Annotated in this window: 27 protein-coding genes and 3 tRNA genes; 14 read left to right on the plus strand and 16 right to left on the minus strand. The window is 71.0% G+C overall.

What is annotated here, in order from left to right:
* The first annotated feature begins 45 nt into the window (after positions 1-45).
* The 7 genes from AFR_RS18810 (at position 46) to AFR_RS18840 (ending at position 8,494) form a co-directional block, all read left to right on the plus strand.
* On the plus strand, positions 46-1,191 hold the full coding sequence (locus AFR_RS18810) for a uroporphyrinogen-III synthase (RefSeq protein ID WP_023362384.1): 1,146 nt from the start codon (positions 46-48) through the stop codon (positions 1,189-1,191).
* A complete protein-coding gene (locus AFR_RS18815) occupies positions 1,188-1,850 on the plus strand; it encodes a sirohydrochlorin chelatase (RefSeq protein ID WP_023362385.1) in 663 nt (220 codons plus the stop codon). Before AFR_RS18810 ends, AFR_RS18815 begins: the two co-directional genes overlap by 4 nt.
* Positions 1,851-1,918: 68 nt before the next feature.
* Positions 1,919-4,015 (plus strand): molybdopterin oxidoreductase family protein, encoded by a 2,097-nt coding sequence (locus AFR_RS18820; protein ID WP_041840970.1) that lies wholly within the window; start codon positions 1,919-1,921, stop codon positions 4,013-4,015.
* Complete coding sequence (locus AFR_RS18825; RefSeq protein ID WP_041840971.1) at positions 4,016-4,363, plus strand: hypothetical protein; 348 nt, start codon at positions 4,016-4,018, stop codon at positions 4,361-4,363.
* Positions 4,363-6,840, plus strand: coding sequence for a nitrite reductase large subunit NirB (nirB, locus tag AFR_RS18830; RefSeq protein ID WP_023362386.1), 2,478 nt, complete (start codon positions 4,363-4,365; stop codon positions 6,838-6,840). Before AFR_RS18825 ends, nirB begins: the two co-directional genes overlap by 1 nt.
* Entirely contained in the window at positions 6,837-7,160 is a 324-nt protein-coding gene (locus tag AFR_RS18835; protein ID WP_023362387.1) for a Rieske (2Fe-2S) protein, read from the plus strand. Before nirB ends, AFR_RS18835 begins: the two co-directional genes overlap by 4 nt.
* Positions 7,157-8,494, plus strand: coding sequence for a nitrate/nitrite transporter (locus tag AFR_RS18840; protein ID WP_023362388.1), 1,338 nt, complete (start codon positions 7,157-7,159; stop codon positions 8,492-8,494). The genes AFR_RS18835 and AFR_RS18840 overlap by 4 nt, the downstream gene beginning before the upstream one ends.
* Positions 8,495-8,507: 13 nt before the next feature.
* Here the strand turns inward: AFR_RS18840 and AFR_RS18845 are convergent, their stop codons facing one another.
* From AFR_RS18845 to AFR_RS18875, 7 genes are all read right to left on the minus strand, one after another.
* The gene (locus tag AFR_RS18845; protein ID WP_023362389.1) at positions 8,508-9,140 is read right to left on the minus strand and encodes a hypothetical protein; all 633 of its coding nucleotides are present in this window, start codon (positions 9,138-9,140) and stop codon (positions 8,508-8,510) included.
* 16 nt (positions 9,141-9,156) lie between these two features.
* A complete protein-coding gene (locus tag AFR_RS18850) occupies positions 9,157-9,399 on the minus strand; it encodes a hypothetical protein (protein WP_023362390.1) in 243 nt (80 codons plus the stop codon).
* Between the two features lie 532 nt (positions 9,400-9,931).
* Positions 9,932-11,140 (minus strand): AGE family epimerase/isomerase, encoded by a 1,209-nt coding sequence (locus AFR_RS18855; RefSeq protein ID WP_041842400.1) that lies wholly within the window; start codon positions 11,138-11,140, stop codon positions 9,932-9,934.
* Between the two features lie 50 nt (positions 11,141-11,190).
* Entirely contained in the window at positions 11,191-12,204 is a 1,014-nt protein-coding gene (locus AFR_RS18860; protein ID WP_023362392.1) for a S1 family peptidase, read from the minus strand.
* Positions 12,205-12,295: 91 nt separating this feature from the next.
* Complete coding sequence (locus AFR_RS18865; RefSeq protein WP_023362393.1) at positions 12,296-13,147, minus strand: alpha/beta fold hydrolase; 852 nt, start codon at positions 13,145-13,147, stop codon at positions 12,296-12,298.
* Positions 13,144-13,986, minus strand: coding sequence for an SDR family NAD(P)-dependent oxidoreductase (locus AFR_RS18870; RefSeq protein ID WP_023362394.1), 843 nt, complete (start codon positions 13,984-13,986; stop codon positions 13,144-13,146). Before AFR_RS18870 ends, AFR_RS18865 begins: the two co-directional genes overlap by 4 nt.
* Positions 13,983-15,410 carry a flavin-containing monooxygenase gene (locus AFR_RS18875; RefSeq protein WP_023362395.1) on the minus strand — a complete coding sequence of 476 codons (1,428 nt, stop codon included), beginning with the start codon at positions 15,408-15,410 and terminating at the stop codon, positions 13,983-13,985. The genes AFR_RS18870 and AFR_RS18875 overlap by 4 nt, the downstream gene beginning before the upstream one ends.
* A gap of 90 nt (positions 15,411-15,500) precedes the next feature.
* Between AFR_RS18875 and AFR_RS18880 the strand changes: the two genes are divergently transcribed.
* A complete protein-coding gene (locus AFR_RS18880) occupies positions 15,501-16,517 on the plus strand; it encodes an AraC family transcriptional regulator (RefSeq protein ID WP_041840972.1) in 1,017 nt (338 codons plus the stop codon).
* Here the strand turns inward: AFR_RS18880 and AFR_RS18885 are convergent.
* Positions 16,471-16,767 (minus strand): DUF4873 domain-containing protein, encoded by a 297-nt coding sequence (locus AFR_RS18885; protein WP_023362397.1) that lies wholly within the window; start codon positions 16,765-16,767, stop codon positions 16,471-16,473. The two genes, AFR_RS18880 and AFR_RS18885, sit on opposite strands and share 47 nt — an antisense overlap.
* Positions 16,764-17,435 (minus strand): TetR family transcriptional regulator, encoded by a 672-nt coding sequence (locus tag AFR_RS18890; protein WP_023362398.1) that lies wholly within the window; start codon positions 17,433-17,435, stop codon positions 16,764-16,766. The genes AFR_RS18885 and AFR_RS18890 overlap by 4 nt, the downstream gene beginning before the upstream one ends.
* A 53-nt stretch (positions 17,436-17,488) precedes the next feature.
* Between AFR_RS18890 and AFR_RS18895 the strand changes: the two genes are divergently transcribed.
* Positions 17,489-18,373, plus strand: a complete 885-nt coding sequence (locus AFR_RS18895; RefSeq protein ID WP_023362399.1) for an AurF N-oxygenase family protein — start codon at positions 17,489-17,491, stop codon at positions 18,371-18,373.
* Between the two features lie 56 nt (positions 18,374-18,429).
* The gene (locus AFR_RS18900) at positions 18,430-19,554 is read left to right on the plus strand and encodes a DNA alkylation repair protein (RefSeq protein WP_023362400.1); all 1,125 of its coding nucleotides are present in this window, start codon (positions 18,430-18,432) and stop codon (positions 19,552-19,554) included.
* Here the strand turns inward: AFR_RS18900 and AFR_RS18905 are convergent.
* From AFR_RS18905 to AFR_RS18910, 3 genes are read right to left on the minus strand one after another with little or no spacing between them, the layout of a single operon-like run.
* Positions 19,530-20,180 carry a DsbA family oxidoreductase gene (locus AFR_RS18905; protein ID WP_023362401.1) on the minus strand — a complete coding sequence of 217 codons (651 nt, stop codon included), beginning with the start codon at positions 20,178-20,180 and terminating at the stop codon, positions 19,530-19,532. The two genes, AFR_RS18900 and AFR_RS18905, sit on opposite strands and share 25 nt — an antisense overlap.
* A gap of 1 nt (position 20,181) precedes the next feature.
* Positions 20,182-20,307, minus strand: coding sequence for a hypothetical protein (locus tag AFR_RS48430; protein ID WP_274519531.1), 126 nt, complete (start codon positions 20,305-20,307; stop codon positions 20,182-20,184).
* A 57-nt stretch (positions 20,308-20,364) separates the two neighbouring features.
* Entirely contained in the window at positions 20,365-21,321 is a 957-nt protein-coding gene (locus tag AFR_RS18910) for a hypothetical protein (RefSeq protein WP_023362402.1), read from the minus strand.
* A 184-nt stretch (positions 21,322-21,505) separates the two neighbouring features.
* On the opposite strand from AFR_RS18910, the gene AFR_RS18915 reads away from it, so the two are divergent.
* Together AFR_RS18915 and AFR_RS18920 are read left to right on the plus strand one after the other, a co-directional pair.
* On the plus strand, positions 21,506-22,078 hold the full coding sequence (locus tag AFR_RS18915) for a DUF6642 family protein (RefSeq protein ID WP_041840973.1): 573 nt from the start codon (positions 21,506-21,508) through the stop codon (positions 22,076-22,078).
* A 37-nt stretch (positions 22,079-22,115) separates the two neighbouring features.
* Complete coding sequence (locus tag AFR_RS18920) at positions 22,116-23,426, plus strand: hypothetical protein (protein WP_023362404.1); 1,311 nt, start codon at positions 22,116-22,118, stop codon at positions 23,424-23,426.
* Between the two features lie 5 nt (positions 23,427-23,431).
* Here the strand turns inward: AFR_RS18920 and AFR_RS18925 are convergent.
* The 3 genes from AFR_RS18925 to AFR_RS18935 all read right to left on the minus strand — a co-directional run bounded on the left by AFR_RS18925 (position 23,432) and on the right by AFR_RS18935 (position 23,657).
* Positions 23,432-23,505: transfer RNA gene (locus AFR_RS18925), tRNA-Met, on the minus strand.
* Between the two features lie 5 nt (positions 23,506-23,510).
* Positions 23,511-23,583, minus strand: a tRNA-Ala gene (locus AFR_RS18930).
* 1 nt (position 23,584) lies between these two features.
* Positions 23,585-23,657, minus strand: a tRNA-Leu gene (locus tag AFR_RS18935).
* Positions 23,658-23,955: 298 nt separating this feature from the next.
* Between AFR_RS18935 and AFR_RS18940 the strand changes: the two genes are divergently transcribed.
* Positions 23,956-24,816, plus strand: coding sequence for an NAD(P)-dependent oxidoreductase (locus tag AFR_RS18940; protein WP_041840974.1), 861 nt, complete (start codon positions 23,956-23,958; stop codon positions 24,814-24,816).
* A gap of 38 nt (positions 24,817-24,854) precedes the next feature.
* Positions 24,855-26,108 carry a hypothetical protein gene (locus AFR_RS18945; protein ID WP_041840975.1) on the plus strand — a complete coding sequence of 418 codons (1,254 nt, stop codon included), beginning with the start codon at positions 24,855-24,857 and terminating at the stop codon, positions 26,106-26,108.
* Here the strand turns inward: AFR_RS18945 and AFR_RS18950 are convergent.
* Positions 26,092-26,424 (minus strand): cupin domain-containing protein, encoded by a 333-nt coding sequence (locus AFR_RS18950; RefSeq protein ID WP_023362407.1) that lies wholly within the window; start codon positions 26,422-26,424, stop codon positions 26,092-26,094. The genes AFR_RS18945 and AFR_RS18950 overlap by 17 nt on opposite strands.
* Between the last annotated feature and the right edge of the window lie 23 nt (positions 26,425-26,447).

The following is a 26,447-nucleotide window of genomic DNA, read 5'->3' on the forward strand; positions in this document are numbered from 1 at the left end:
CACGTCCTACCCGCGCAGGTAACTGCGGGTCGGCAGCCTGCGGGGATGGCCGACTCGACCGGGCCGGTGACGCCCGCGGGCGCTTCCGCCCCCGACGCACCCGCCGGGCCGCTGGCGGGTTTCACCATCGCGGTCACCGCCGAGCGGCGCCGCGACGAGCTCGCCGCGCTGTTCCAGCGTCGCGGCGCGAAGGTCCTGGTCGCGCCCGCGATCACGATCGTCCCGCTCGGCGACGACCAGGCGCTGCACGCCGCGACCGAGGCCTGCGTCGGTCTGGCCCCCGACATCGTCATCGCCACCACCGGGATCGGGTTCCGTGGCTGGCTCGAGGCCGCCGAGGGCTGGGGGATGGGCGACACGCTGCGCGCGGCACTCAGCCGGGCCCGGCTCATCGCCCGCGGCGCGAAGCCCTGTGGTGCCATCCGGGCGGCCGACCTGAGCGAGGAGTGGTCGGCGGTCACCGAGTCGTCCGAGGAGATCCAGGAGCGGCTGATCGCCCAGGGCATCGCGGGCCGCCGCATCGCGGTCCAGCTGCACGGTGGCCCGCAGGCGGAGTTCACCGCCGCCCTGCGGTCGGCCGGCGCCGCCGTCGTGGAGATCCCGGTCTACCGCTGGACGCTTCCCCCCGACGTCTCCCCGGTACGCCGCCTCGTCGGCCAGCTCGCAGCCGGGCAGGTCGACGCGGTCACGTTCACCAGCGCACCGGCCGTCCAGGCACTGCTGGAGATCGCCGGTGACAACGCCGCCGACGTGCTCGACAGCTTCCGCACCGGCACGATGGCGGCCTGCGTCGGCCCGGTGACCGCCGCGTCCCTGGTCGAGCAGGACGTCCCGGTGGTGACACCGCACCGGTCCCGGCTCGGCGCCCTGGTCAAGGTGGTGACCGACGAGCTGCCCCGGCGCGCCCCGAGCCTGTCGGTCGCCGGTACGACGCTGGAGATCCGTGGCCACGCCGTGCTCATCGACGGCCGCCTCCAGGCCCTGGCCCCGGCGGCGATGGCCATCCTGGGCGCCCTCGCGGCCCGCCCGGGTGCGGTCGTCTCGAAGGACCGCCTGGTCGCGTCGCTGCCGCGCGGCACCGACGGTCACGCCGTCGACGTCGCCGTGGCCCGCCTGCGCACCGCGCTGGGCCCGGCGGGCCACATCGAGACCGTGATCAAGCGCGGGTACCGGCTGCGGGTGGACGAGTGAGCCGCCCGCCGGCACTCCTGGCCGTTGCGCACGGCACCCGCTCGGCGGCCGGTCAGGCCCAGATCCGTGACCTCGTCGACCGGGTGGCCTGCCGCCGCCCCGAGCTCGACGTCCGGCTCGCCTATGTGGACGTGCAGCAGCCCCGCGTGGCGGACGCCCTGCACGGGCCGGACACGGTGGTCGTGCCCCTGCTCCTGTCGGCCGGCTACCACGTCCGCGTGGACATCGCGGAGGCCGTGGCGGCCCACCACGCCGTGGCCGCCCCGCCACTCGGTCCCGACCCCCTTCTCGTGGAGAGCCTGCGCCGGAGGATCGGCCCGGGTGACGCCGTCGTGCTGGCGGCCGCGGGGTCGTCCGACCCGGTCTGGCGCGCGGACATCGCGGGCGTGGCCGCGCAGCTCGGCGCGCATGTGGCCTACGCCTCCGGCGCCGACCTCCGCGTCCCCGACGTGATCGCCCGCCTCCGCGCCGAGGGTGCCCGTCACATCACGGTCGCGGCGTACCTGCTGGCCGAAGGTCTGTTCTACCGGTCACTGCACCGGGCCGGCGCCGACGTCGTGACACCGCCGCTGTGCGAGGATCCGTCCCTCGTCGACCTGGTCCTGTCCCGCTACGACCGGCAGACCGCGGACCTCACAACGGCGATCCGGCGGTTGTAGGGATTTCCGTACGCCGTGGCAACCGGGACGGTCCGGTGCGGTAACGGTGAACGCCGAGCATCATCTGCGTGACGGTGACCGAGACGCATTGCCCGTACTGCGCCCTGCAGTGCGGCATCGCCCTGACGCCTCAGATCCCGCGGGTCCGGCTGGAGCCGACCGAGTTCCCGGTCAACCGCGGCGGTCTGTGCGCCAAGGGCTGGACCGCGGCCGAACTGCTCGATCATCCCGACCGGCTGCTCACGCCGCTGGTCCGCAAGGATCCGGCCGACCGCACCAGCCCGCTGCGCGAGGCGACCTGGGACGAGGCGTACGAGCGCATCGTCACCGGGATCCGCCGCAGCCAGGCCGAGTACGGTCCGGACAGCGTGGGTGCGTTCGGTGGCGGCGGGCTGACCAACGAGAAGGCGTACACACTCGGCAAGTTCGTGCGGGTGGCTCTGCGGTCGGCGTCGATCGACTACAACGGGCGCTTCTGTATGTCGTCGGCCGCGACCGCCGCGAACCGCTCGTTCGGTGTGGACCGTGGGCTGCCGTTCCCGCTGGAGGACCTGGCCGGGGCGCGGACCGTGCTGCTCGTCGGCGCGAATCCGGCCGACGCGATGCCGCCGTCGATGCAATATCTGGACGCCGGGCGGGCCGAGGGGGCGCGGCACATCGTCGTCGATCCGCGGCGGACGGCGACGGCTGCGGGCGCGTACCGGCATCTGCAACCCCTGCCCGGCACGGACCTGGCGCTGGCCAACGGTCTGTTGCACGTCGCGGTCCGGGAGGGCCTGCTCGACGAGCAGTACATCCGGGACCGGACCACCGGTTTCGACGCCGTCCGGGCCGCGGTCACGTCCTACTGGCCCGAACGTGTCGAGCGGATGACCGGTGTCAGCGAGTCCGATCTGCGCGAGACCGTGCGGCTGCTCGCTACCGAACGCCCGTCGATGATCCTCACCGCCCGCGGCGCCGAGCAGCACAGCAACGGCACCGACACCGCCCAGGCCTACCTGAACCTGGCCCTCGCGCTCGGGCTGGTCGGGCGGCCGCACTCGGGGTACGGCACGATCACCGGCCAGGGCAACGGGCAGGGCGGCCGCGAGCACGGGCAGAAGGCCGACCAGCTGCCCGGATATCGCCGGCTCGACGACCCGGCGGCCCGCGCACACGTCGCCGGTGTCTGGGGCATCGACCCCGCCGAGCTGCCGCAGCCGGGGAAGTCCGCCTACGAGATGCTCGACCGCCTCGGCACCGACGGCGGCGTCCGGGCCCTGCTCGTGCTGGCCAGCAACATGGCCGTCTCCGCGCCGCACGCCGGGCACGTCATCGAGCGGCTGCGGGCGCTGGACCTGCTGGTCGTCTCCGACATCTTCCTCTCCGAGACCGCCGCGCTCGCCGACGTCGTCCTGCCGACCGCGCAGTTCGCCGAGGAGGAGGGCACGATGACCAACCTCGAGGGGCGGGTCATCCGCCGCAAGATGGCGTTGCCGCCACCGCCGGACGTGCGTACCGACCTGCAGTTTCTCGGTGGGCTGGCCGACCGGCTCGGTCGTGGCGAGTTCTTCAGCGACGACCCGCGGACCGTCTTCGACGAGCTGCGGCGGGCCAGCGCCGGCGGGATCGCCGACTACGCCGGCATCACCTACGAGCGGATCGAGGCCGAGCAGGGTGTGTTCTGGCCGTGCCCGGCCGAGGACCACCCGGGTACGCCGCGACTGTTCGCCGAGGACTTCCCGACCGCCGACGGGCGCGCGAAGTTCTTCCGCGTCGAGCACCGGGACCCGCACGAGATGCCGGACCGCGACTACCCGTACGTGCTCACGACCGGCCGCAACATGCAGCAGTACCAGAGCGGCAACCAGACGCGCCGGGTCGCCGCGCTGACCGTCTCGCTGCCCGAGCCCCGCGTCGAGCTGCACCCGGACCTGGGCCGGCGGCTCGGTGTAGCCGACAGCGACATGGTCGAGCTGCGCAGCCGCCGCGGACGGGCGTACTTCCGGGCCCGCCTCAACCCCGGCATCCGGCCCGACACGGTCTTCGCGCCGTTCCACTGGGGCGGCGACGGCGCCGTCAACCTGCTCACCGATCCGGCGCTCGACCGGCACTCCAAGATGCCCGCCTTCAAGGCCTGCGCGGTCGCCATCGCGCCGGCTCCCCACCGAGAAGGGACCACCTAGGTGAACTCCACACCCCGATTCCTGCAGGGCGTCTTCGCCTTCGAGGGCAAGGGCCTCGACCAGGCCGCACCGATCGGTGCGTCCCTGGGATACGTAGTGCCCGGCGGCGTCGTCGCGCAGGCCGTCTACTTCCGCGGCGGCAACTCCGCCGACGAACTCGTCTGCCTCGTCCTGATGCGCGACGGCACACCGATGCGCTACTTCCCGATCGGCGCCAAGAGCGACGTCCACGTCCCGCTGCGCGTCGTCGAGGACCTCGATTCCGGTACGGCGGTGGAGCTGTGGCTGGCCGCACCCGCCGGTGTCACGGGCACCGTGATCGTCGACCTCGGGCTGGTCGAGGTCTGATGGAACGCCTCGTGGTCATCGGGAACGGGATGGCGGGCGCCCGCACGGTCGAGGAGATCCTCGCCCGGGGCGGCGGCGACCGCTTCGCCATCACCATGTTCGGCGACGAGCCGTACGGCAACTACAACCGCATCATGCTGTCCAACGTCCTCGCGGGTGTCGAGGACGAGGCGGGCATCTTCCTCAACGACCTCTCCTGGTACGCCGACAACGGCATCACCCTCCACACCGGCACCCGCATCAGCCGCATCGACCCGTACGCCAAGCAGGTCCACGCCGAGGACGGCACCACGGCGGCGTACGACAAGCTGATCATCGCGACCGGCAGCCGGGCGTTCGTCCCGCCGATTCCCGGCATCCACCGCCCCGGCCGCGGCTACCACCAGGGCGTCTTCGCCTTCCGCACCCTCGACGACACCCGCAACATGATCCGGTACGCCCGCGAGCACGAGCGTGCCGTGGTCATCGGCGGTGGCCTGCTCGGTCTCGAGGCGGCCCGCGGCCTGCAGAACCACCTGTCCCACGTGACGCTGCTGCACGCCGCCGGCCACCTGATGAACGCCCAGCTCGACGCGCAGGCCGGTGCGATCCTGCAGCGCAGCGTCGAGAAGCTCGGCATCAGCATCGTCACCGACGCGCGGACCACCGAGATCCTCGGCAAGCACGCGGTCACCGGCGTCAAGCTCGCCGACGGCCGGGTCATCGACTGCGACGTCGTGGTGGTCGCCGCCGGCATCCGTGCCAACGCCGAGATGGCCGCTGCGAGCGGGCTCACCGTCGAACGCGGCATCGTCGTCGACGATCAGATGCGCGTCCAGGACGAGCCCGACATCTACGCCGTCGGTGAGTGTGTCCAGCACCGCGGTGAGACGTACGGCCTGGTCGCCCCGCTCTGGGATCAGGCCAAGGTGCTTGCCGATCACGTCACCGGCCGGGACCCGCAGGCGGCGTACCACGGCTCGCGGATCGCCACGAAGCTCAAGGTGGCCGGTGTCGACGTCGCCTCGATGGGCCTCAAGGAGGCCGAACGTGACGACGACGAGACGCTGGTCTTCAGCGAGCCCCGCAAGGGCATCTACAAGAGTGTCGTCATCCGTGACGGCCGGCTCGTCGGCGCCACCCTGGTCGGCGACGTCAAGAAGGTCGCGTTCCTGATGCAGGCGTTCGACCGGGGGCTGGCGCTGCCCGAGGAACGCGTCGAGCTGATGTTCGACCTCGGCGGGCCACCGGCCGAGGTCAGCGCGGCCGAGCTCGCCGACGACGCCCAGGTCTGCAACTGCAACGGCGTCACCAAGGGCACGATCGCCGAGACGGTCCACGCGGGCTGCAAGACGGTCACCGGCGTCATGGACAAGACGCGGGCGGGCAAGGGCTGCGGCACGTGCAAGGGCCTGGTCGCGCAGATCGTCGAGTGGGCCGCCGGGGGAGCCGTCGAGGAGGACCCCAAGGCGAGCTGGTACGTCCCCGGCGTACCTATGCCCAAGCCCGAACTGATGAACGCGATCCGGCAGTACGAGCTGTTCTCGGTCTCGTCGGTCTTCGCCAAGCTCGTGCCCGGCGGCGAGGAGGACGCCAAGAGCAAGATGGGCCTCGCCTCGCTGCTGAAGATGATGTGGGGCGACCGCTACGTCGACGAGCGCGACGCCCGCTTCATCAACGACCGCGTGCACGCCAACATCCAGCGCGACGGCACCTTCTCGGTGGTGCCGCAGATGAAAGGCGGCGTGACCACCCCGGCGCAGCTGCGCAAGATCGCCGACGTCGCCGAGAAGTACGCCGTACCCATGGTGAAGCTGACCGGTGGGCAGCGGATCGATCTGCTCGGGGTGCCCAAGGAGCAGCTGCCGAAGATCTGGGCCGATCTCGACATGCCGTCCGGGTACGCCTACGGCAAGAGTTTCCGCACGGTGAAGACCTGCGTCGGCTCGGACTTCTGCCGTTTCGGGGTCGGTGACTCGACCGCGCTCGGCATCGCCATCGAGCAACGCTTCCAGGGCATCGAGGGCCCCGGCAAGATGAAACTCGCCGTCACCGGCTGCCCGCGCAACTGTGCCGAGGCGTACGTGAAGGACCTGGGTGTGGTGGCGATCGACGGCGGCCGCTGGGAGATCTACGTCGGCGGCGCGGCCGGCGCCCACATCCGCAAGGGCGACCTGCTCGCGACGGTCGACTCGCCGGACGAGGTCGTCACGCTGACCGGCCGATTCCTCCAGTACTACCGCGAGAACGCCAACTGGCTCGAGCGCACCTACGCGTTCGTGCCACGGATCGGCATCGAGCGGGTCCGGGAGATCGTGGTCGACGACAGCGACGGCCTCGCCGCCGACCTCGACGCGGCGATGGCCGCGTCGGTGGCGGCCTACAAGGACCCGTGGAAGGAACGCGCGGAACCGGCGACACCCGGCCAGTTCCGCACTTCACTGCCCCTGGTCGTCCTGCCGCAGGTCCCGGTCCGCGCCTCGGGGGAGCCGGCATGACCCGCCTCGGACCCGTCGACGACATCCCCCTGGGCGAAGGCCGCACGTACGCGGTCGACGGCGAGATGGTCGCCGTCTTCCGGCTGCGCGACGGCTCGTTGCGTGCGCTGCAGGCCGTCTGCCCGCACCGCGGCGGACCCCTGGCCGACGGGCAGATCGACCTCAAGGTCGTCGTCTGCCCCCTGCACCTCAACGCCTTCGACCTGACCACCGGCTGCTCGCTGTCCGGCCAGCCCGACCTGACCGTCTACGCCGTCACCGTCGACGCCACCGACCACCTCGTCATCTCCTCACTCGCTTCCGCGGAGGTCCCCTCATGAGCGCCACCACCCTGGAACGTCCCGCCGCCCTGACCGTGCAAGGCCACTGGATCGACGACTGGCGCCCCGAGGACCCCACCTTCTGGGAGCAGACCGGTGCCCGCATCGCCCGGCGCAACCTCATCTTCTCGATCTTCAGCGAGCACATCGGCTTCTCCGTCTGGACACTGTGGTCGGTGCTGGTGCTCTTCCTCGGCCCCGCGTACGGCATCGACCCCGCGGGCAAGTTCCTGCTCACGGCCGTACCGGCTCTGGTCGGGGCGGCGCTGCGGATCCCGTACACGTTCGCGGTGGCCCGTTTCGGCGGCCGCAACTGGACCATCATCAGCGCATCCCTCCTGCTGATCCCGGCGGTGCTGGCCGCGTTCCTGATCGAACCAGGCGTCTCCTACAGCACGCTGATCGTGCTCGCGGCGGTCGCCGGTGTCGGCGGCGGCAACTTCGCCTCCTCGATGGCCAACATCAACGCCTACTACCCGGACCGCCTCAAGGGCTGGGCCCTCGGCATCAACGCCGGCGGCGGCAACCTGGGCGTCGCCGCGGTCCAGCTCATCGGCCTCTTCGTCCTCGCGGTCTTCGGCGCGGGCAGCCCCGGCCTGGTCGCGGGCATCTACATCCCCCTGATCGTGATCGCGGCGGCCGGCTCGGCGCTCTACATGGACAACCTGTCGCAGGCCCGCAACGAAAAACGCGGCATGCGCGACGCCACCCGCGAACCCCACACCTGGATCATGTCCCTGCTCTACATCGGCACGTTCGGCTCGTTCATCGGCTTCGGCTTCGCGTTCGGCCAGGTACTGCAGGTGCAGTTCGCGGACGTCTTCAGCACTCCGGTGAAAGCCGCGTACCTGACCTTCCTCGGCCCGCTGCTCGGCTCCCTGATCCGCCCGGTCGGCGGAGCCCTGGCGGATCGCCTGGGCGGCGCCCGCGTGACGTTCTGGAACTTCGTGGCCATGGCGGCGGGGGCGAGCATCGTGCTGCTGGCTTCGCAGCTGCGGTCGCTGCCGCTCTATCTGGTCGGCTTCATCGCGCTGTTCGTGTTCAGCGGCATCGGCAACGGGTCGACCTACAAGATGATCCCTCGGATCTTTGCGCTGAAGCACCCGGGCGACAACCACGAAGCCCGGCGTCTGTCCGGCGCGGTGATCGGGATCGCGGGGGCTATCGGCGCTTTCGGCGGTGTCCTGGTCAACCTGGCGTTCCGCCAGTCGTTCCTGACCTACAAGACCGCGGATGCTGCCTATATCGCGTTCATCGCGTTCTACGCCCTCTGCGTGCTGGTCACCTGGGCGGTCTACCTCCGCTCGTCGTCCCGCAAACTCGCCGGAGTCTGACGCTCCGCGGACTTCAAGCGGGCACCTGGTGGTTCCGGCCGATCAGAGCTACTTCAACAATCTTGGTGACGACAGGGAAAGAACTGTCCACCTCGCTGCCCAGGTAACGCCTCAACTCAGACTTCAACCGCGTCCGAACGTCGTCATCCGTTGCCTCCCAGGTGGCTTTGACCTGGTTGAAGTAGGACTCGTAGGTCCCCTGTCCACTCGGGAGGGCGACGCCATCGACGACGGGAAAGACCCGGGGCAGAAGGAAGTGACAGAACTTGGAGGTGAACACCGCGGAGGGAGTCTTCGTAGGCTTCAGCCGGCCCACGAGGTCCGGGAAGCCTCGCACGTTCTCCCACGTCACCTGCTCGATGTCGGAGTTGCCGTAGGGCTCGCAGGAGGTCCTCCACGCTTCAGCGAGTTCTTCGGCGTTGAGCGCGACCCGCCGGCCCACCTCCGCGCCGCTGAAGGGGCGCAGGGCCTTCCAACTGGTGAGTCTCTTGACCGCGCTCGCCCACCACACCGGATCGAACTTGCCGTTCGGATTCTGCTCGGCAAGAACGCGATAGTCGGCGTGGTGGAGGTCAGCGGGCCACGTGGTCTCGGTGCGCCACCAGGACACGCCAGATTGGAATTCGGCCAGCTCGATCGGCTTCACCGTAGAAGCCTAGGCGTCAGAACTCGGGCGTTCGATCGTCGGTTCGGGTGAACTCCGCCGCGTCGGTGTAGATCAGCCGGCGCGGCGGCTGGCCGGGGCGCAGGAGGCCGGGCGTCGGTGGGCCTGGGCGGAGGACCGGGGCCAGGGCGTGGAAGGCGGCCTCGACCTGGGCCGGGCCGTAGTCGCGCCAGTCGTCGGTGGCCAGCAGCCAGACGCCGCCCTGGGCGAGCGCCGCCACCTCGGTGAAGGCGCCGGTCACTTGGAGGGCGGGGACGCCGCCGAGGCGGTCGGCCAGTTCGGTGGGGACGACGGTGAGCCAGGAGTAGCCGCGGAGGTAGCGGCGGGATTGGCCGACGGCGTCCTCCAGCGCGGTCGTGCCCTCGGTGTCGAAGCCGTATTCGATCTGGCCGAATCCGGGGTTGAGGCGTTCGGCGAAAGGGGCGCAGGACGTCGAGCCAGACGCGCTGGACGTGGGAGTCGGTGAACAGATGTTCCGGGACGTAGGCGTCGATGCGCAGCCAGCGCGGTGACTCGTCCGGCGTTGCCGCGTACAGCGACGGCCAGTAGCTGACCGAGCGGGTGCCGGCCCGCAGGCCGAAGGACACGTCGGTGCGGGCGGGCAGCTCGGCAAGCTCGCGGCGCAACCAGCTCATCGTGTGAGGGCCCCAGCGGGTGCGGGGACCCTCGGCGACCTCGGCCATGCCCCAGATCTCCGGGGGCTCGCCGGTCGGGTTCCAGGATGACGGCGCTGGAGGCTGCGACGTCCAGTTCCAGGTTGATGCCGTGGTTGGTCACTGCAGGCCGGAGAGGACCGCCGGCGCGAGCATCGGGTAGAGCGGGAGGCGGGCGGTCATGGTCGCCTGCAAGGCGTGGTACAGGTCGGGTTTGCCCGGCCAGACGGTGTCCGTGGGGGCGTTCTGCGGGTCGAGCTGGTGGAACCAGGAACCCTCGTCGTGGTCCATCAGGTACGCGGCCGAGTAGTCCCACCAGGTCTGGTACCAGGCGGCGTACTGGCTGGTGCCGAAGCGGCTGTGGAGGGCGGCTGCCGCGCTGATGGCCTCGGTGGCGACCCAGTGCATGCGGTCGCGGACGACGGGGGTGCCCGACCAGTCGGTGGTGTAGACGAAGCCGGGCTGGCCGTCGACCGCCCAGCCGTCGGTGACCGCGCGGTCGAAGAGTTCGGTGGCGCCCTCGGCGAGCCACAGGGCCGAGCCGGGGGGCTGGGCGGCCTCGGCGTGCAGGAAGAGGCGGGACCACTCCAGGCCGTGGCCGACCGTCGCGCCGTACGGCTTGAACGGGTGGTCGGGCTGGTCGCGGTTGAAGTCGAGGAGGGGCTGCCAGTCGGCGTCGTAGTGCTCCGGCAGGCGCCACTCGTGGGCTTCGGCGGTCTGGGCCACGAACCAGCAGACGCGCAGGGCGCGGTTGAGCCATTCCTGGTCGCCGGTGACACCCGCGACCGTCAGCATGGCCTCGACCGCGTGCATGTTGCCGTTGAGCCCGCGGTAGTCGTCGAGTTCGGTGAAGCCGGGGTTCCAGGTGTCGGTGCAGCGGCCGGCTTTCTCGTCCCAGAAACGGTCGAGGAACGTCCGTTCGGCCGTGGCGAGGAGCCCGGCCGCACCCGGGAGTCCGGCCGCCGTGGTCGTCGCCGCGGCGAGCAGCACAAACGCGTGGTCGTAGCAGGCCTTGATCGAGCGGTCGGCGACCGACGGGAACCAGCCGCCGTGCTCGGCGTCGTGGAGGCGGCCGGTCAGGCCGTGCAGCGCCTGCTGGGCGATCGGCGCCGACCCGGGCACGCCGAGGAGCGTGCCGACGCCGTAGACGTGAGCCATCCGGCTGCTGATCAACGTCGATGTGGGCTGACCGGGCTCGGGCAGTCCCGTCGCGCCGAGCCAGCGGGCGCCGCCCTCGGGGTCGGCGGTCCGGCGGCCGAAGGCCAGCAGGTCGCGGGTGTGCTGGTCCAGCCAGCGGTGGTGGGCTTGACTGCTCGGCCAGGTGGACATCTGGATCACTGTAGGTTGACACCCTTCGACCCACGCGAAGGGCACGCCGATTACTGCCTCCGGTGGCTGCGCACGCCGGCCCGGCGGTGGGCCCGGCGGCGGCTGCGGCCGCCGAGGACCAGGGCCAGGACACCGCCGAAGCCCACCAGTACGAACGCGGCGACGGCGGCGGGTGCGACGACGGGCGCGCTGCTCTCGGCCGGGGAACCACCGGTGAGCAGGCGGTCCTTGGTGCTCGCCGAGGGCTTGGGGCGGACCGGCGCGGGTGCCGACGGACGAGGTTTGAGGGCCTCGGCACCGACGATCTCCGTGATCCAGCCGCGGATGGTGTCGATGCGGCCGCTCAGGTCGACCTTCGAGTGCGGGCACGACGGCCCGTGACTGACGACCGACACCAGGACCGCGGTGCCGTCGCTCTGCTGGGTGAAGTACGGCCCGCCGGAGTCGTGCGAGCAGGGGCTGGTCGTGGAGCTCGGTGCGTGCCCGGTCATGCCGAGGTAGGCCGTGCTGCGGGACACGACCTCGAACTGGCCCGTCTGCAGACGTGTGGCCAGGGACGACTCGTCGTCGTCGGCGATGAGGCCAAAACCGGCCAGCCGGACGATCGAGCCGACCTTCGGACCCTTGCGGCTGAGCTGCGCCGGTGTCACGCCGGTGATCGGCTTCTCGAGCTTGGCCAGCGCCACGTCCGTGGTCGGCGACTGCTTCACCGAGATCACCTTGGCCACCTTCCCGGCCTTGGTCGTCAGATCGGTACGCCCGGCCGTCACCGTGGTCAGGCGGGCCACCGGGCGCGACACCCGCGTACCTCTGGCGGTCTTGAAGCAGTGCCCGGCCGTGATGACCCAGCGGGGTGCGATGAGCGCCCCGGTGCACGAGCTGTCCCGGCGCCCGCCGTCGGTGGTCGGCAGATCGGTCATCGTGAGCTTGACCGCGAAGCCGTACTTCCCGATGGCGACGTCCTGGCCGTCCGCGATGGCCCGGGCGGGGGCGGCGCTGCCGGTGAGGAGACCGGCCATCACCCACGGCAGGAGCAGGAACATCGCGACGAAGCGGGCTCGCAAAGGTGCATTCCTCACGTAGAGCGTTGGTGGTCCGGCATCCATGAGTACGCGCGAGTCGCATCATAGGTTGCCTTCGCCACCACAATTGGCTCTACGAAATCGAATGCTGACTCTGCGCCAGGAACGTCCGGATCAGTTCGGCGAATGCGTCCGGGCGTTCGATCTGCGGCATGTGACCGGTGTCCGGGAAAAGGTGGGTCCGCGCGTGCGGGAACGCCTCCCGTGCCGCCGCCAGGTGGGTGTGCGGCAGGATCAGGTCGCGGTCGCCCCAGATGATCAGGGTCGGCCGACGATGGGCCTTCACCTGCGCCAACAGTTCCCGGCGCCAGGGTGCCCGGACGCCGCGGAAGGTGCCGAGGTGCCGTGCCGTCTCGAGGTAGACCCGCGCGTTGTCCGGCCGGGCGGCCACCCGGAGAGCGAACGCGATCCGTTCCTCGGTGACGTGCGCACGGTCGTGGAACAGGCTGCGCTCGATGCGCCGGGCGGCCCGCGGATCGAGGCGGCGCAGCAGCGGCTTCCCGAGACCGGGAATGGCAAGAATGCGCAGCGCCAGGGTCACTTCCTGGCCGAATCCGGCGCTGTTCACCAGGACCAGGGTGGCTATGCGTGAAGGCGCGACCGCGAGCAGTTTCAGTGCGACCGCACCGCCGAGCGAATTGCCCATCAGGTGCAGCGGGCGGTCCTCGCCGAGGGCGTCGAGAGTCGCGGCCACACCGTCGGCGAGCGAGGCCAGGGTGATCGGGCCGGGGATCGCCGTCGACAGGCCGCAGCCGCTCAGGTCGACGGCGAGCACCCGGTAGGCGTCCGACAGTCGTTCGTGCTGGGGATCCCAGTCCTCCAGGCTGCGCCCGATGCCGTGCAGCAGCAGGACGGGCGGGTTCGCCGGGTCGCCGCTCTCGCGGACCCGGATGCGCGCGCCGCGTACCGGAAGCTCTCTGATCATCGGCTCGCCGCCGCGGTGAGGCGGCCGATCACCCGCATGTGGCTGACCGGCAGCAGCCGGGCCAGGAGGTCGGGGATCTTGGCGCTCGCGGCGACCAGGACCCGGCCGCGCCGGCGTTCGACCCCGGCCAGGATGTCGGCCGCAGCCTTCGCAGGCGGGTACGTGAGCAGCGCCGCGAACACCCGCTGCTGCCCCTCGACCTCGCCGGCCGGGACACCGGCGCCGATCCGTGCACTCTCCGCGATCCGGGTCCGCACCCCGCCGGGGTGGACGGTCGTCACGCCGACACCGGACTCGAGCAGCTCGGTGCGCAGCGCCTCGCTGAGCCCGCGCAGCGCGAATTTGCTGGCGCTGTACGCGGACTGCCCCGCCGGCGCGATCAGCCCGTACAGGCTGGAGACGTTGACCAGGTGGGCGCCGCGCTCGGCGGTCAGCGCGGGCAGCAGGTGGTGGATGAGCAGCAGGGGAGCGGTGAAGTTGACCGCCATCACCCACTCGAACTCGTCCAGGCCGACCTGGTCGAAGCGGCCGCCCAGCGCGACCCCGGCGTTGTTGACCAGCAGCCCGAGCACGGGATGCCGGGCGCGGATCTCCTCGGCCGTGCGGATGACCGCCGCCCGGTCGGCGAGGTCGGCGACGAGGGTCTCGACGCTCAGGTCCGGATGGTCGGCGCGGAGGCTCCCGGCGACCTTGTCGAGCCGTGGGGCGTCACGGTCGACCAGGACCAGGCCGCTGCCGCGGGCCGCGAGCCCGTGCGCCACCTGCTCCCCGATGCCACTCGCGGCGCCTGTCACCACGGCCGTGCGACCGGCGAACAGGTACGGGCCCAGTCGTGTCATCGGCTCTCCTCGAAGCTCATGTCCCGGCTGACGTCGGCGCGCGGGGTGGTGACCACGTCGCGCAGGTAGTTCTGCCGGACGGTCCACGGGTCCTTGTCGCCCTGCTGCGGGAACCGGTCGAGGGCCCGTTGCACGTACCCGGAGGTGAGGTCGAGCAGCGGCCGCCGGTTGCCGGGCGTCTCCTTCGGTGTCGCCGCGGCGTACCCGTGCTTGTCGAGGTAGGACAGCAGTCGCAGCACGTAGCGGTGGGACAGGTCGGCGCGCAGCGTCCACGAGGCGTTGGTGTAGCCGATGCAGTAGGCGAAGTTCGGCACGCCGCTGAGCATCAGCCCGCGGTAGGCGACCCTCGTGCCCGGATCCACGACCTGCCCGTCGACCGTCAGTGTCACCCCGCCGATCGGCAGCAGCGACAGGCCGGTCGCGGACACTACGATGTCGGCCTCCAGGGTCCGCCCGGAGCGCAGCCGGATCCCCTCGGGCACGAACCGCTCGATGTGGTCCGTGACGACCGACGCCTTCCCGCCCCGGATGGCCTCGAACAGGTCACCGCCCGGTACGACACACAACCGCTGGTCCCACGGCTGGTACGCGGGAGTGAAGTGCTCGTCCACGTACGCGGGATCGTCCAGGTACCGCAGCGCGAACCGCCGCAGGAGCGCCTTGACACGGTCCGGCCGGCGCCGCGCGAGCTGGTAGAACGCCTGTGACAGCACGATGTTCTTGGCCCGGGCGACCCGGTGCGCCGCCTTCGCGGGCAGCACCCGGCGCAGGGCGTCGGCGACGGCGTCCCGCCCGGGCAGGACCGTCAGGTACGACGGCGAGCGCTGCAGCATCGTCACGTGCGCCGCGGCCGGCGCCATCGCGGGCACCAGCGTCACCGCCGTTGCGCCGCTCCCGATGACCACGACACGTTTGCCGGTGTGGTCCAGGTCCTCGGGCCACGACTGCGGGTGCACGAACCGTCCCGTGAAGTCGTCGAGCCCCGCGAAGTCCGGCTGGTGCCCGCGGGCGTAGTCGTAGTAGCCGGCGCACGCGTACAGGAATCGGCAGGTCAGGGTCCGGCCGTCGGTGAGCCGGACGGTCCAGCGGCCGCCGGACCACGAGGCGGTCTCGACGCGGGAGCCGAAGCGGATGTGCGGCGTGATGCCACCCTCGTCCGCGGTGTCCTGGATGTAGTTGCGGATCGCCTCGGCCGGTGCCAGCGACTCCACGCCCCGCCAGGGCCGGAACGGGTAGCTGAGGGTGAACATGTCGCTGTCCGAGCGCACGCCGGGATAGCGGAACAGGTCCCAGGTGCCGCCGATCGCGTCGCGGGCCTCGAGGACCGCGAACGTGGTGCCGGGGCGTTCGTGCCGCAAGCGCCAGGCCGCGCCGATCCCGGACAGGCCGGCGCCGATGATGAGGACGTCGAATTCTTCGGCCACGGTCCTCAGTCTTCGTCACGGTACGGGCGGCGGACTTGCCCCCGCGCGACACTCATTTACCTCTGCGCGACACATCGGCTATCGTGCCGCATGGATTCGATGGTCCGGGGAGCATCCCTGCGCGGGCTGCCGGAGCTGGTCGACAGCCTCGGCGGCGACGGCGCGGAGCTGTTCACGCGCTTCCGGATCCCACTGGCCGCACTGGCTTCCGACGACGCGGTGATCCCGACGAGCGCGGCCGGGCGCATCCTGGAGACCGCGGCCGCCGCCCTCGGCTGTCACGACCTCGGGCTCCGGCTGGCCGGGCAGCAGAACGCCACCGTCCTGGGGCCGCTCGCCCTCGCGATCGAGAATTCTCCGACCTTCGGCGACGCGCTCGACACCGCGAACCGCTTCCTCTTCGTCCACAGCCCCGCGCTGACCGTCTCGCAGATCCCCGACCCGGCGGGCCGGCCCGGAGTGGTCGGCCTGCTCTACCGGGGCACCGAGGAACCCCTCCCGCCGCAGGTCGTCGATCTGGGACTGGGCCTGTTCCACCGGATCATCGTGCTGCTGCACGGCGGCCCCTACGGCCTGCGGTCCGTGCACCTCCCGCACCCGCCGCTCGCGCCGGTCACCGCCTACACCACCTTCTTCGGTACGGACGTGCGCTTCGACCACCCCGACGCGGTGCTGCGGGTGCCCGGTGGCCTGGCCACGACCGCGGTGCCCGGCGGCAACCAGGTGCTGCGCGACATCGCCGTCGACTACATCACCAGCCACTTCCCGGCGCCGGGGCGTGCGCTCGCCGGCCGCGTCCACCTGCTGCTGACCCAGGCCCTCGGCTCGTCGCCGATCGAGGTCGGCGCGATCGCACGGCTGTTGCGGACCCATCCGCGAACGCTTCAGCGCCGGCTCGCGGCCGAGGGCACCACGTTCGAGGCGATCCTCGACGACGTCCGCCGCGCCACCGCGGCCCGGCTGATCACCCAGACCGATCTGCCGTTCGTGCAGGTCACCGCGATGGTGGGACTGACCGAGCAGTCCGCGCTGAGCCGGGCGGCGCGGCGGTGGTTCGGTGTCACCCCGCGGCAGCTGCGTGCCACGGGGGACGTCCCGTCCCGGTGAGGCGTACGCCGCCCCACGGATCGGGCTCGCCGAGCCGGGCACGGACGGCCGCACCGCCGATGCGGACGGTCGCCTCCCGGACCCCGGCCCGCAGCTGAGCCGTCAGGGTCTCGTCCGGGACGGCCCGCCCGGCCCACCGGTAGCGCCCCTCGACCGGCTCGAACCGCGCCGACAACCGCACCACGACGGTCACGCTCAGCTCCCCGGTCTCGATCACGGCCTCGCCGCGGTAGTCCTCGTCGTCGCTCATCGCCCGCTCACCGCCAGCCCGCCGGGAGTGTCCGCCGCGCTGCGGATGCCGGCGATGCCACCCCACAGGAACGTCGTCAGATAGTCGGCCAGGGCCGTGCGGCTGATCGGCTGCTGCTGCCGCAGCCACCAGTCACCGGTCGTCTGGACATAACCCACGATCCCGTACGCCCAGGGCAGCGCCGGCCCCGAGTCGAGCCCGAGGGCGCGCAACCGGTCGCCCAGGATCCGCGCCAGCCCGCTGGCGACGGTGTCCATCGCGTCGGCCACCACATCGGTGTCCCGGGCAATGCCGCGCTGGTGGACGACGAACCGGTACACGTGCGGGTCGGCCTCGATGAACGCCAGGTACGCGTCGACCGCCGCGGCGACCACGTCACGCTCCTCGCGGACGGCGGAGACGGCCGGCGCGATGGCCTCGACCACCGCCCCGGCGGCATGCCGGCCGACCGCGAGCCACAGCCCCGACTTGTCGGTGAAGTAGCGGTACAGCACGGGTTTGCTCACCCCGGCGTGCGCGGCGACCGCGTCGATCCCGGGCTCCGGACCGAGCTCGCGGATCGCCTCGATCACCGCTTCGACGAGCTCGGTGCGGCGCCGCTCGCGGTGGTCGGCCCAGCGGCGGCTGCGCCCGTCGGGACGGTTGACGCCCTCATCGGCAGAGTTCATAGTACGAGAAGTAGCTGTTACTTCCGGTAACGTCAACCCTTCTGGAGGTTTCCATGGCCGTCTCCGACCGGGACCGGACCGCGACCCGGCTGCTGCGCTCGTCGGCCGAGCACTCCTACGACCCGGACGTCGAGATCGACTGGGAAGCACCCCTGGCCGAGGACCGCTGGTTCACGCCGGAGCACCGCTCCAGCCTCTACGGAACCGACCTCTGGAAGGGCCTGACCGTCCCGCAGCGCATCACCCTGACCCGCCACGAGGTCGCCAGCATCGCGTCGCTCGGCGTCTGGTTCGAGACGATCCTGATGCAGCTCCTGATCCGCGAGTACTACCGCCAGGACCCCACCGCACCCCACGCCCAGTACGCCCTCACCGAGGTCGCCGACGAGTGCCGCCACTCGGTCATGTTCGGCCGCATGATCGACAAGCTGGGCTGCCCGGTCTACCGCGTCGGCGCCTTCGACGACGGCCTCGGCAAGTGGATCGCCGCCACCGCCACCGGCCCCCGCATGTACGCCGCGATCCTCATCGCCGAGGAGATCCTCGACGCCCTGCAGCGCGAGGCCTCGACCGACGAGACCGTCCAGCCGCTGGTCCGCATGGTCTCCCGCATCCACGTCATCGAGGAGGCCCGCCACGTCCGGTACGCCCGAGAGGAACTCGCCCGCCAGGTCCGCGCGGCCGGCAAGCGCCGCCTCGCCTTCGACCGCCTGGTCATCGCCCGTGCGGCGTACCTGACCGGCAGCCGGATCATTTCGCCCGAGGTGTACCGCTCGGTCGGCATCGACCCGGTCGCCGGCCGCCGGGCCGCGCTGGCCAACCCCCACCACCGCGCGACGATGCGCTGGGCCGGCGAGAAGGTCGTCGCCTACCTGCGCGACCTCGACCTGATCGGCGGACCCGGCCTCGCCCTCTGGCGCCGGTCGCTGCTCCTCTGAAATGTCAGGGGGTGCTGGCAGGGTGACCCGGTAACGACCACCCAGGGGGAATCACTGTGCCGTTCGCCGACGAGCTCATCGGGGAGCAGACCACCGGGCAGCTGATCGCGGCGATCGCCGCGGCGGCACCCGGCAACCGGTTGCCGAATCTGCGTGCGGCCGCGAAGGGGATGGCCGGCCTGTCACTGCGGGAACGCAGCGACCGGTTGCGGGACGGCCTGCTCGCCGACCTGCCGGGGGACTACGCCGGCCTGGCCCGGACCGTCCGTGCCGCCGCGGCCGGCCCCCTGCCCTTCGGCGGGTGGCTGATCTGGCCGGTGACCAGCGCGGTCGCGGCCCGCGCGGTCACCGACGGCACCGGTACGGCGTTCGACGACGCCCTCGCTCTGCTGGCGGAGCTCACCGGACGGCTGACCTCGGAGTTCGCGATCCGCGTCCTGCTCGACCACGACCTCGGGCGGGCGCTGCCGATCGTGCTGGAGTGGACGCGCTCACCCGACGAGCACGTGCGGCGGCTGGCCTCGGAGGGCACCCGGGCGTACCTGCCATGGGCGAAGCGCGTGCCGGCCCTGCTCGCCGCCCCCGAGGCGACGGTGCCGATCCTCACGGCGCTCTACCGCGACGACAGCGAGTACGTGCGGCGTTCGGTGGCCAACCATCTCAACGACCTGAGCCGCGAGCACCCGGACCTGGTCGTCGCCACCGCGAAGGCCTGGCTCGCCTCGCCGGACGCCACCACGGCCAAGGTGGTGCGGCACGCCCTGCGCACGCTGGTCAAGAAAGGCCATCCGGGCGCGCTCGCTCTGCTGGGCTTCGCACCGGCCAGCGTCACCGTCGACGGCCCGCTGCTGGCCGGGGCGGAGATCCCGTACGGCGGTGAGGTGGCTTTCACGGCAACCGTGGTCAACACCGGCGACGCCGCCGCGACACTCGCCATCGACTACGTCGTCCACCACCAGAAGGCCAACGGCAAGCAGACGACCAAGACGTTCAAGCTGACAACGGCGACGCTGGCCCCCGGCGACCGCCTGGAGCTGTCCCGGCGGCACTCGTTCCGGGCGATCACCACCCGGCGCTACTACCCGGGTGCGCACGCCGTCGAGCTGCAGCTCAACGGCGTGCGCTCGGGCCGGGCCGACTTCGAGTTGCTGCCGCCTCAGCGGGCGGGCGCCGACTCGTAGGCCGTGCGGAGCGCCTGCAGGAAGACGTCGGACGACTGCGCGCCCGAGACCCCGTAGGCGCGGTTCAGGACGAAGAACGGGACACCGGTGGCGCCGTACATCTGCGCCTGGCGGATGTCGTCGTTGACGTCCTCGGTGAACTCGTCACCGGCCAGCACACGTTCCGCCTCGGCCGCCGGGACACCGAGCTCCGCGCCCAGGCGTACCAGGGTCGGGGTGTCCAGGGTCTCGCCCTCGATCAGGTTGGCGCGCATGAGCCGCTCGTGCGCCTCGGCGCCCAGACCGTGGGTGTTCGCCAGGTGGATCAGGCGGTGCGCGTCGAAGGTGTTGACACTCACCGCGTGCTCGAAGTCGTAGTCGAGACCCTCGGCGGCGGCGAGCGCCCCGACCTGGCTCGTCATGCCTTTGACCTGCGCGAGCGAACCGCCGAACTTCTTCGCCAGGTGGTCGTAGACCGGCTCGGCGAACCCCTTCGGGTGCGACGGGTCGAGCTGGAAGCTGCGCCACACCACCTCGACGTCGTCCGCGTGCTCGAAGGTGCCCAGCGCCGTCTGCAAGCGTCGCTTGCCGATGTAGCACCACGGGCAGACGATGTCGGACCAGACCTCCACCAGTACGGGAGCCATGTCAGTCACAGCTCCCGTCGGTGCAGGTGCCGGCGTTGTCGCCGCCCAGCACGATCAGCGTGGGCAGCTCCGGGGCGGGTGCCGGGGGCGCCGGCGGCGGGGTGGGGGGCGTTTGTTGATCGGTCACGTGATCCATCATGCGTCGGGTTTCGACGATCGGTAAGAACGCACTTTCAGGTAAGCCTCACTTCGTGAACTTCAGGTACTGCCAGGCGCCGGTCGCAGCCCCGCTCGTCGAGTCGCCGGCGAACGACGCGCGCAGCCGGTAGGTGGTGCCGGAGCTGTGCGACCCCAGCAGCGTGCCGCCGCCGATGCTGTCACCGTCGAGCCGGAAGCACTTGGCGGTCGCCAGGGTCCGCCACTTGCCCGACCGGTACTGCTCGGCGGTGAAGCCGATGCAGCCACCGGGGTGCGCCGGTGACACGCGGACCGCCAGCGCCGGGTCGACGCTGGTGCGGTAGAGCTTGTACTTGCCCGAGGTCGCGTACTGGCCGACCAGCACTTCTTCGATCTTCGCGCCCGCCTTGACGGTCCGCGACGCCGTGAGCGGGGCGTACCACTGGTCACCGGCGAAGGAGGCGCTCAAGACCGTGCGGCGCGTCGGTTTGTAGGTCGCCGTGACCGTGCCGCTGCCGCACTTGATCTTCTTCTTGTCGCCGCCGGCCGGCTGCGCGTAGACGCACAGCGTGCGGGAGTCGTGCGTCGTGCCGAGCTTCGCCGTGATCTTGGCAGTGGCCGCGTACCGGTAGGTCGAGGCGTCCGTGGTGATCGTCACCTTGGTCGCCCGGCGGGAGACAGCCACGCTGACCTGCTGGTTCGTCGGGTCGTGTCCGGCGTCACCGGCAAAGACGACCGTGTACGTGTTGGTGCCGCCGATCATCGGCTTGTCACGCAGCGTGAAAGCACCGCCCGCGTCGGCGGTGATCGCGGGCAGGGTGTGAGAGCCGGTGAGGTCCTTGCGGGTGACGGTCAGTGAGGCCGGGCCGGCGGAAAAGGTGCCGGTCACGACCAGCGATCCCGCCCGGGCCACCGAAGCCGGCGCCTGCAACGTGAGTGTTGCCTGCTCAGCCGCGTGAGCCGCGCCCGCGGGAGCGATCAGGGCCGCCGCACCGCCGATCGCGATCGCCGTCCATCGAGCCATCGTGTTGTCGACACCCCGTGACCTCCGCGTACCCGGCACCGGGACGATCCCGGCACGGTCCGAGCCGATGCGTCGGCATCACCCGCGCAAGTGTGAGGCTTATGTCCCTTTGGTCGGGCGGTACCACCCGATCGGGCCAGGTCGGCTAGCGTCGAGCTTTCGTGCCGACGAGTGAGGAGTCACCGTGCCCAAGGTGGGGGGAGTGTTCTGTGTCGAGGGTCAATGGGAGGACGACCTGACCAGCCGCGGGTCCGTACTGCCCACCCTCGAGCTGCTGGAACGGCTCGGCAGCATCCGGTTCATCCACCGTGACACCGCGACGACCGAGGAGCTGCACTACTACCTCGACGCCTGGCTGTCCCGGAAGTACGCCGACTTCAAGGTCGGCTTCTTCGCCCTCCACGGCCAGCCGACCCAGCTCTGCCTGACCAGTAAACAGACGGTCGAGCTCGACGAGGTCGCCGCCTGGATGTCGGGCCGCTGCGGCGGCCGCACCCTGTACTTCGGCAGCTGCTCGGTCCTCCGCGCCTCCGACCGCGTCCTCCAGGACTTCCTCCACGAGACCAAAGCCACCATGCTCTGCGGCTTCACCAAGGTCATCGACTGGGTCGAGTCCGCCGCCTTCGAGACCGTCGTCCTCAACGCCCTCGTCAACGGCGGCAAGATCGACAGCGCCGAACGCCTCATGCGCTCCTCCCGCTGGACCGCCCTCTCCGACCACCTCGGCTTCCGCGCCGTCTACGCCAACGGCCGCTGAGGGACCTTCGTTGCAGCGGTGAGTGACCATCCAGTGCATGGAGCGTAACGAGCTTGTCCTCTACGCCGACGGCGCGAATGATCACCTCGACCTGGCCCTCCGGCCCGGCCGCCCGCTCGGCTGGGCCACCCTCGACACCGGTGGCACCCTCGCCGGAACCTTGGGCGAGCTGGGCGCCGAGCGTCTCGGCCGCCGCTATCCGGTCCTCTTCGACGACGGTGACCGCCAGGAGCTGACGGAGTCGCTCGCCCGGCGGGCACACGGCAGCCCTTACTTCGACCCTGCCCTGATCCTGCTCGATGCCTTCGCCCCGGCCGGGCTGCCGGTCCCCGGCTTCGTCGCACTCGTCAGCAGCGCTCAGCTGTCGGTGCTGCCACCCTGCCGCTCACCGGAAGGCGTCGTGCTGGGGAACGCCCGCCTGATCCGCACGGTGCGTCCCGCCGACCCGGCGCCCGGCACCCTCGAATATCAGGGTGCCGAATACCTGACCGAGCACGCCCCCGGACCACGGGACGGCGAACTGCTGCTCCGGACCACGCCGTCGTCGCCCTTCGCGGACCTGACCGGCAACCGCCACTCGTACTTCTGCGTGCTCAACCCCGTCCACGCCCCGCACTTCACGACCGACTACCTCTACGTGCGCAATCCGTTCCTGGCCGCGGACCATCCCGGCCTCGAGACCGCCATTCCGGTACGCGTGGTGTTCGACGACCGGGTCCCCGCGGCCCGTGTGGTTCTGGACTCGACGACGTTGTTCGCCATCGGGCTGCCACAGGGGGAACCTGCCGTGCTCGGGCCGTGCCACGGTCGCGCCGGCCGGGTCCGGAACACGCTGTTCGGGCACCGGCACGCCGTGGCCCGGGTGGGCCGGACCGCGGTGATCGACATCGAGAAGCCGGTCACCCGGCTGCCCGAGGAGATGCTCGATCTGCTCGGCATCTCCCAGGGTGACCGGGTGATCGTGGAGGCGGCGGCACACCGGGCCGGCCACATCGAGATCGCCCGGACGACGTTGCGGGCGCTGCCCTGGCGTGAGCAGTCACCGTTGCTCCTCGCCCGCAGCCGGACCGGGGTGCCCGACCACCAGTTGCTCGTCGGTGACGAGGACTTCCCGATGATCAGCCTCGACCTCAACGCCCGGACGACGCTCGGCATCGTGCCCGGGTCGGCGGTCTACGTGCGGCCTGCGCTCAGCAGCCTGCTCGGGCGGGAGTTCACCTCGGTGTCGTTCGTGCTCATCGCGGCGATCTTCTCGGCGGCGGCGCTGCAGAGCCTGGCGCTGGCGGTGGTGTCCGCGTCGATCTATCTTGTGCTCACGGTTTTCATCGTGGGCGCGCGGTTGCGATGATCCGGTGTCGCCGGGTGGGTTCGAACCACCGGCCTCCGCCTTATGAGGGCGGCGCTCCAGCCTGCTGAGCTACGGCGACGTGCGTGGACCCGGCCGGAGTCGAACCGGCCACCTCCCGCGTGCGAAACGGGTGCTCTACCAGATGAGCTACGAGCCCGTGCCCTCGGCGCGATTCGAACGCGCGCCGTCGACGTCCTCAACGTCGTGCCTCTGCCGTTGGGCCACGAGGGCGGGTGGTGCTGGGAAACAAAAGATGGGGAACAAGAAAGCCGCCCGTTCCCGGTCCGGGAGGGCGGCGCTGGATCGCTAGGCGAGTGCTAGCGGCGCCACCGGCCCCGGGCGAGGGCGGTCATCAGGAGTGCGGCGATCGTGCTGTGGTGCATCATGTCCGTCTCCTGCCCCTGGTCGGTGTGCTTCCTGCTGCTGATCACGGTAGGCCTGCCGGCGGGGACCGGCAACGCAATAAAAGCCGGCCGCGATCTGCGAATTGGCCCGCCCGCCGGCGTGCGGGCGGCCCTACGGTACGACCATGAGCGAAGAGATCGGCTTTCTGGGGCTGGGCGTCATGGGGGAGCCGATGGCGCGGAACCTTGCCGGGGCGGGAATGCCGGTGGTCGCCTGGTCGCGTACCCGGAAGACCATCGCCGGGGTGAGCCCGGCAGCGAGCGTGGCCGAGGTCTTCGCCCGGGCCCGGGTCGTGCTGGTCATGCTGGCCGGCGGTGAGGTGATCGACGAGGCGCTGGGTCGCGGCACGGACGGGTTCGGCGCGTTGGCGCGGGACCACGTCATCGTCCACATGGGAACGACGTCGCCCGGGTATTCGGCCGGGCTCGAGGCGGATATCGTGGCCGCGGGCGGGCGCTACGTCGAGGCGCCCGTGTCGGGGTCCCGCACACCCGCCGAGGCCGGAGCCCTGGTCGGGATGGTCGCCGGTGAGGCGGAGGCGGTCCGGGAGGTGCGGCCGCTGCTGGACCCGATGTGCCGTGCGGTGGTCGAGTGCGGGCCGGTCCCGCAGGCGCTGCTGATGAAGCTGTCGGTGAACATCTTCCTGATCACGATGGCGACCGGGCTCGCCGAGTCGATGAACTTCGCCGCGCGGCAGGGCCTCGACCTGGAGGTGCTGCGCGGGGTGCTCGATGCGGGTCCGATGGCCAGCGACGTGTCCCGGGTCAAGGCGGCCAAGCTCGTCGACCGCGACTTCGCCGTGCAGGCGTCGATCCGCGACGTCCTGATGAACAACCGCCTCATCGCCGAGTCGGCCCATGCCGCCGGCATCCCGGTGCCTCTGCTGGACGCCTGCCACGCGTTGTTCGGCGAGACGTTCGCCCTGGGCCACGGCGCCGAGGACATGGCGGCGGTCATCCGAGCTCTGGAGGCGCGCGGAGAGTAGTTCTCAAGCGCGGCAGATCGTGGCCGATCACCAAGGTCATGAGGCATCTGGGCAGTCGGCTCCGCGCCGCAGCAGCCGTCGTCGTGCTCGCTGGGAGCGCGCTCATCGCCGTACCGGGATCGGCGTCCGCCGCCGGCTCGGACATGCCCGAGTGCAAGGGGCAGATGGGCGTCGTCGCGCTGAACGACGGGAGCGGCTGTCGTCGGTTTGCCGTCCCGTTCCCGGCCGACTCGGAAATGCTCGACCCCTCCGAGGGCGAACAGGTGCCGGCCGGTGTCGCTCCGGCGCAGGAACTGGCTGAAGGCGAGCTGCCTGACGTCGGTGTCGCCCGGCCGGTCTGGCTACCGTTCGCCGGCCGTTACCTCGTCTTCTACCCGGTGACGTCGGATGTCGTCTGCGCCACGGGCGCGGGCGCGACGGTGGCCTACTACAACGGCGTCTGTCACTACTTCAACATCCCGTACCCGAACTTCTGGGTGCAGTTGGGCGACGGCGGGCGGCCGGGCGGCATCGAGCAGGCGCCGGCGCTCACCCCGAGGGCGCGCTACCGCGCTTACGACAAGCCGGTCTGGATCAGCCATGGTGTCGGGAGCAGCGGCGCGGTGTACTACCCGCTCAACTACAACCCGAGCGGTCGCTGCGATCCGGCTGCCGACATCGCGGCGGTTGTCGTGCAGGGCACCTGTCTGCGCTGGACGATTCCCGCCGGCGGCACCACCGTTCCCTATACCGAAGAGTTGGCCGAGAAGCTCCAGAACGCTCACCAGGCTCATCTGCTCACCGACGGTGAGGTGCCTGAGACCGAGACCGGCCCGGTGTTCTACACCTATCCCGACGGCTCTCCATCCTTTCGGACGATGATGGTTCTGCCGGCCGGCGTGGATCCCGCTGACCCGTCCTGCTTCCCGCCGGGCGTCGAACGTCCCGGCCGGATTCCGGTTCCGTGCCCGTCGCCGCCGGTTGTTGTCGTCCCGCCGAAGCAGGGCGCCAGGAAGCCGGCTGTCGTGGCCGAAACCAGCGCCGTGACGTTGAATCGGGGTCAGAAAACCATCCGGTCGTTCACCCTGACCTCGGCCGGCGAGCCGCTCAGCGGGGCCACGGTCGCCGTGAACGTCTTCGTTCCCGGCGCCAGGCAATCGGGGCGCAGCTACGTAACCAACAGCAAGGGCCGCATCAAGGTTGCTGTCGCGGCCGGGAAAGCGCTCGGACGAGGGTGGATCATCGTCCGTTACGGCGGCAACTCCTTCGTGAAGCCGGTCTCCGTCGAGGTCCCCCTCAGGGTTGTTCGCTGACCGGTGCCGGTTTGCGAGTGTCCTCGGCCGGGCCGAAGAAGACGAGGGTGACGAGGTCCTCGGTGATGTCGACGAAGCGGTGCGGCTCGTGTGCCGGTACGAAGATCACCGTCCCGGCCGCCACGTCGACGGTGCGGTCGGGGGTGCGGAAGCGGGCGCGGCCGGCGGTCACCACGTAGATCTCGTCCTCGGTGTGCGGGCTTTGTTCGTCGGTGCCGCCCGCCGGGATCGAGTACGTGCCCGTGCTCAGGTCCGGGGTGCGCAGGTGTTCGAAGTAGCCGGGGCGGTAGGCGCCGGCTTCGGTGACGATCTCCATGGGGCATGCCTACCAGACATGCC

The organism is Amorphoplanes friuliensis DSM 7358 (assembly GCF_000494755.1).
GTDB lineage: Bacteria > Actinomycetota > Actinomycetes > Mycobacteriales > Micromonosporaceae > Actinoplanes > Actinoplanes friuliensis.

Coding starts and splice junctions, on each gene's coding strand:
- AFR_RS18895 (WP_023362399.1), top strand. CDS start 17,489: ATGGCCGTCTCCGACCGGGACCGGACCGCGACCCGGCTGCTGCGCTCG.
- AFR_RS18810 (WP_023362384.1), top strand. CDS start 46: ATGGCCGACTCGACCGGGCCGGTGACGCCCGCGGGCGCTTCCGCCCCC.
- AFR_RS18905 (WP_023362401.1), bottom strand. CDS start 20,180: ATGGCTCCCGTACTGGTGGAGGTCTGGTCCGACATCGTCTGCCCGTGG.
- AFR_RS18945 (WP_041840975.1), top strand. CDS start 24,855: ATGAGGCATCTGGGCAGTCGGCTCCGCGCCGCAGCAGCCGTCGTCGTG.
- AFR_RS18880 (WP_041840972.1), top strand. CDS start 15,501: ATGGATTCGATGGTCCGGGGAGCATCCCTGCGCGGGCTGCCGGAGCTG.
- AFR_RS18910 (WP_023362402.1), bottom strand. CDS start 21,321: ATGGCTCGATGGACGGCGATCGCGATCGGCGGTGCGGCGGCCCTGATC.
- AFR_RS18920 (WP_023362404.1), top strand. CDS start 22,116: ATGGAGCGTAACGAGCTTGTCCTCTACGCCGACGGCGCGAATGATCAC.
- AFR_RS18885 (WP_023362397.1), bottom strand. CDS start 16,767: ATGAGCGACGACGAGGACTACCGCGGCGAGGCCGTGATCGAGACCGGG.
- AFR_RS18890 (WP_023362398.1), bottom strand. CDS start 17,435: ATGAACTCTGCCGATGAGGGCGTCAACCGTCCCGACGGGCGCAGCCGC.
- AFR_RS18865 (WP_023362393.1), bottom strand. CDS start 13,147: ATGATCAGAGAGCTTCCGGTACGCGGCGCGCGCATCCGGGTCCGCGAG.
- AFR_RS18940 (WP_041840974.1), top strand. CDS start 23,956: ATGAGCGAAGAGATCGGCTTTCTGGGGCTGGGCGTCATGGGGGAGCCG.
- nirB (WP_023362386.1), top strand. CDS start 4,363: ATGGAACGCCTCGTGGTCATCGGGAACGGGATGGCGGGCGCCCGCACG.
- AFR_RS18835 (WP_023362387.1), top strand. CDS start 6,837: ATGACCCGCCTCGGACCCGTCGACGACATCCCCCTGGGCGAAGGCCGC.
- AFR_RS18855 (WP_041842400.1), bottom strand. CDS start 11,140: ATGTCCACCTGGCCGAGCAGTCAAGCCCACCACCGCTGGCTGGACCAG.
- AFR_RS18840 (WP_023362388.1), top strand. CDS start 7,157: ATGAGCGCCACCACCCTGGAACGTCCCGCCGCCCTGACCGTGCAAGGC.
- AFR_RS18950 (WP_023362407.1), bottom strand. CDS start 26,424: ATGGAGATCGTCACCGAAGCCGGCGCCTACCGCCCCGGCTACTTCGAA.
- AFR_RS18870 (WP_023362394.1), bottom strand. CDS start 13,986: ATGACACGACTGGGCCCGTACCTGTTCGCCGGTCGCACGGCCGTGGTG.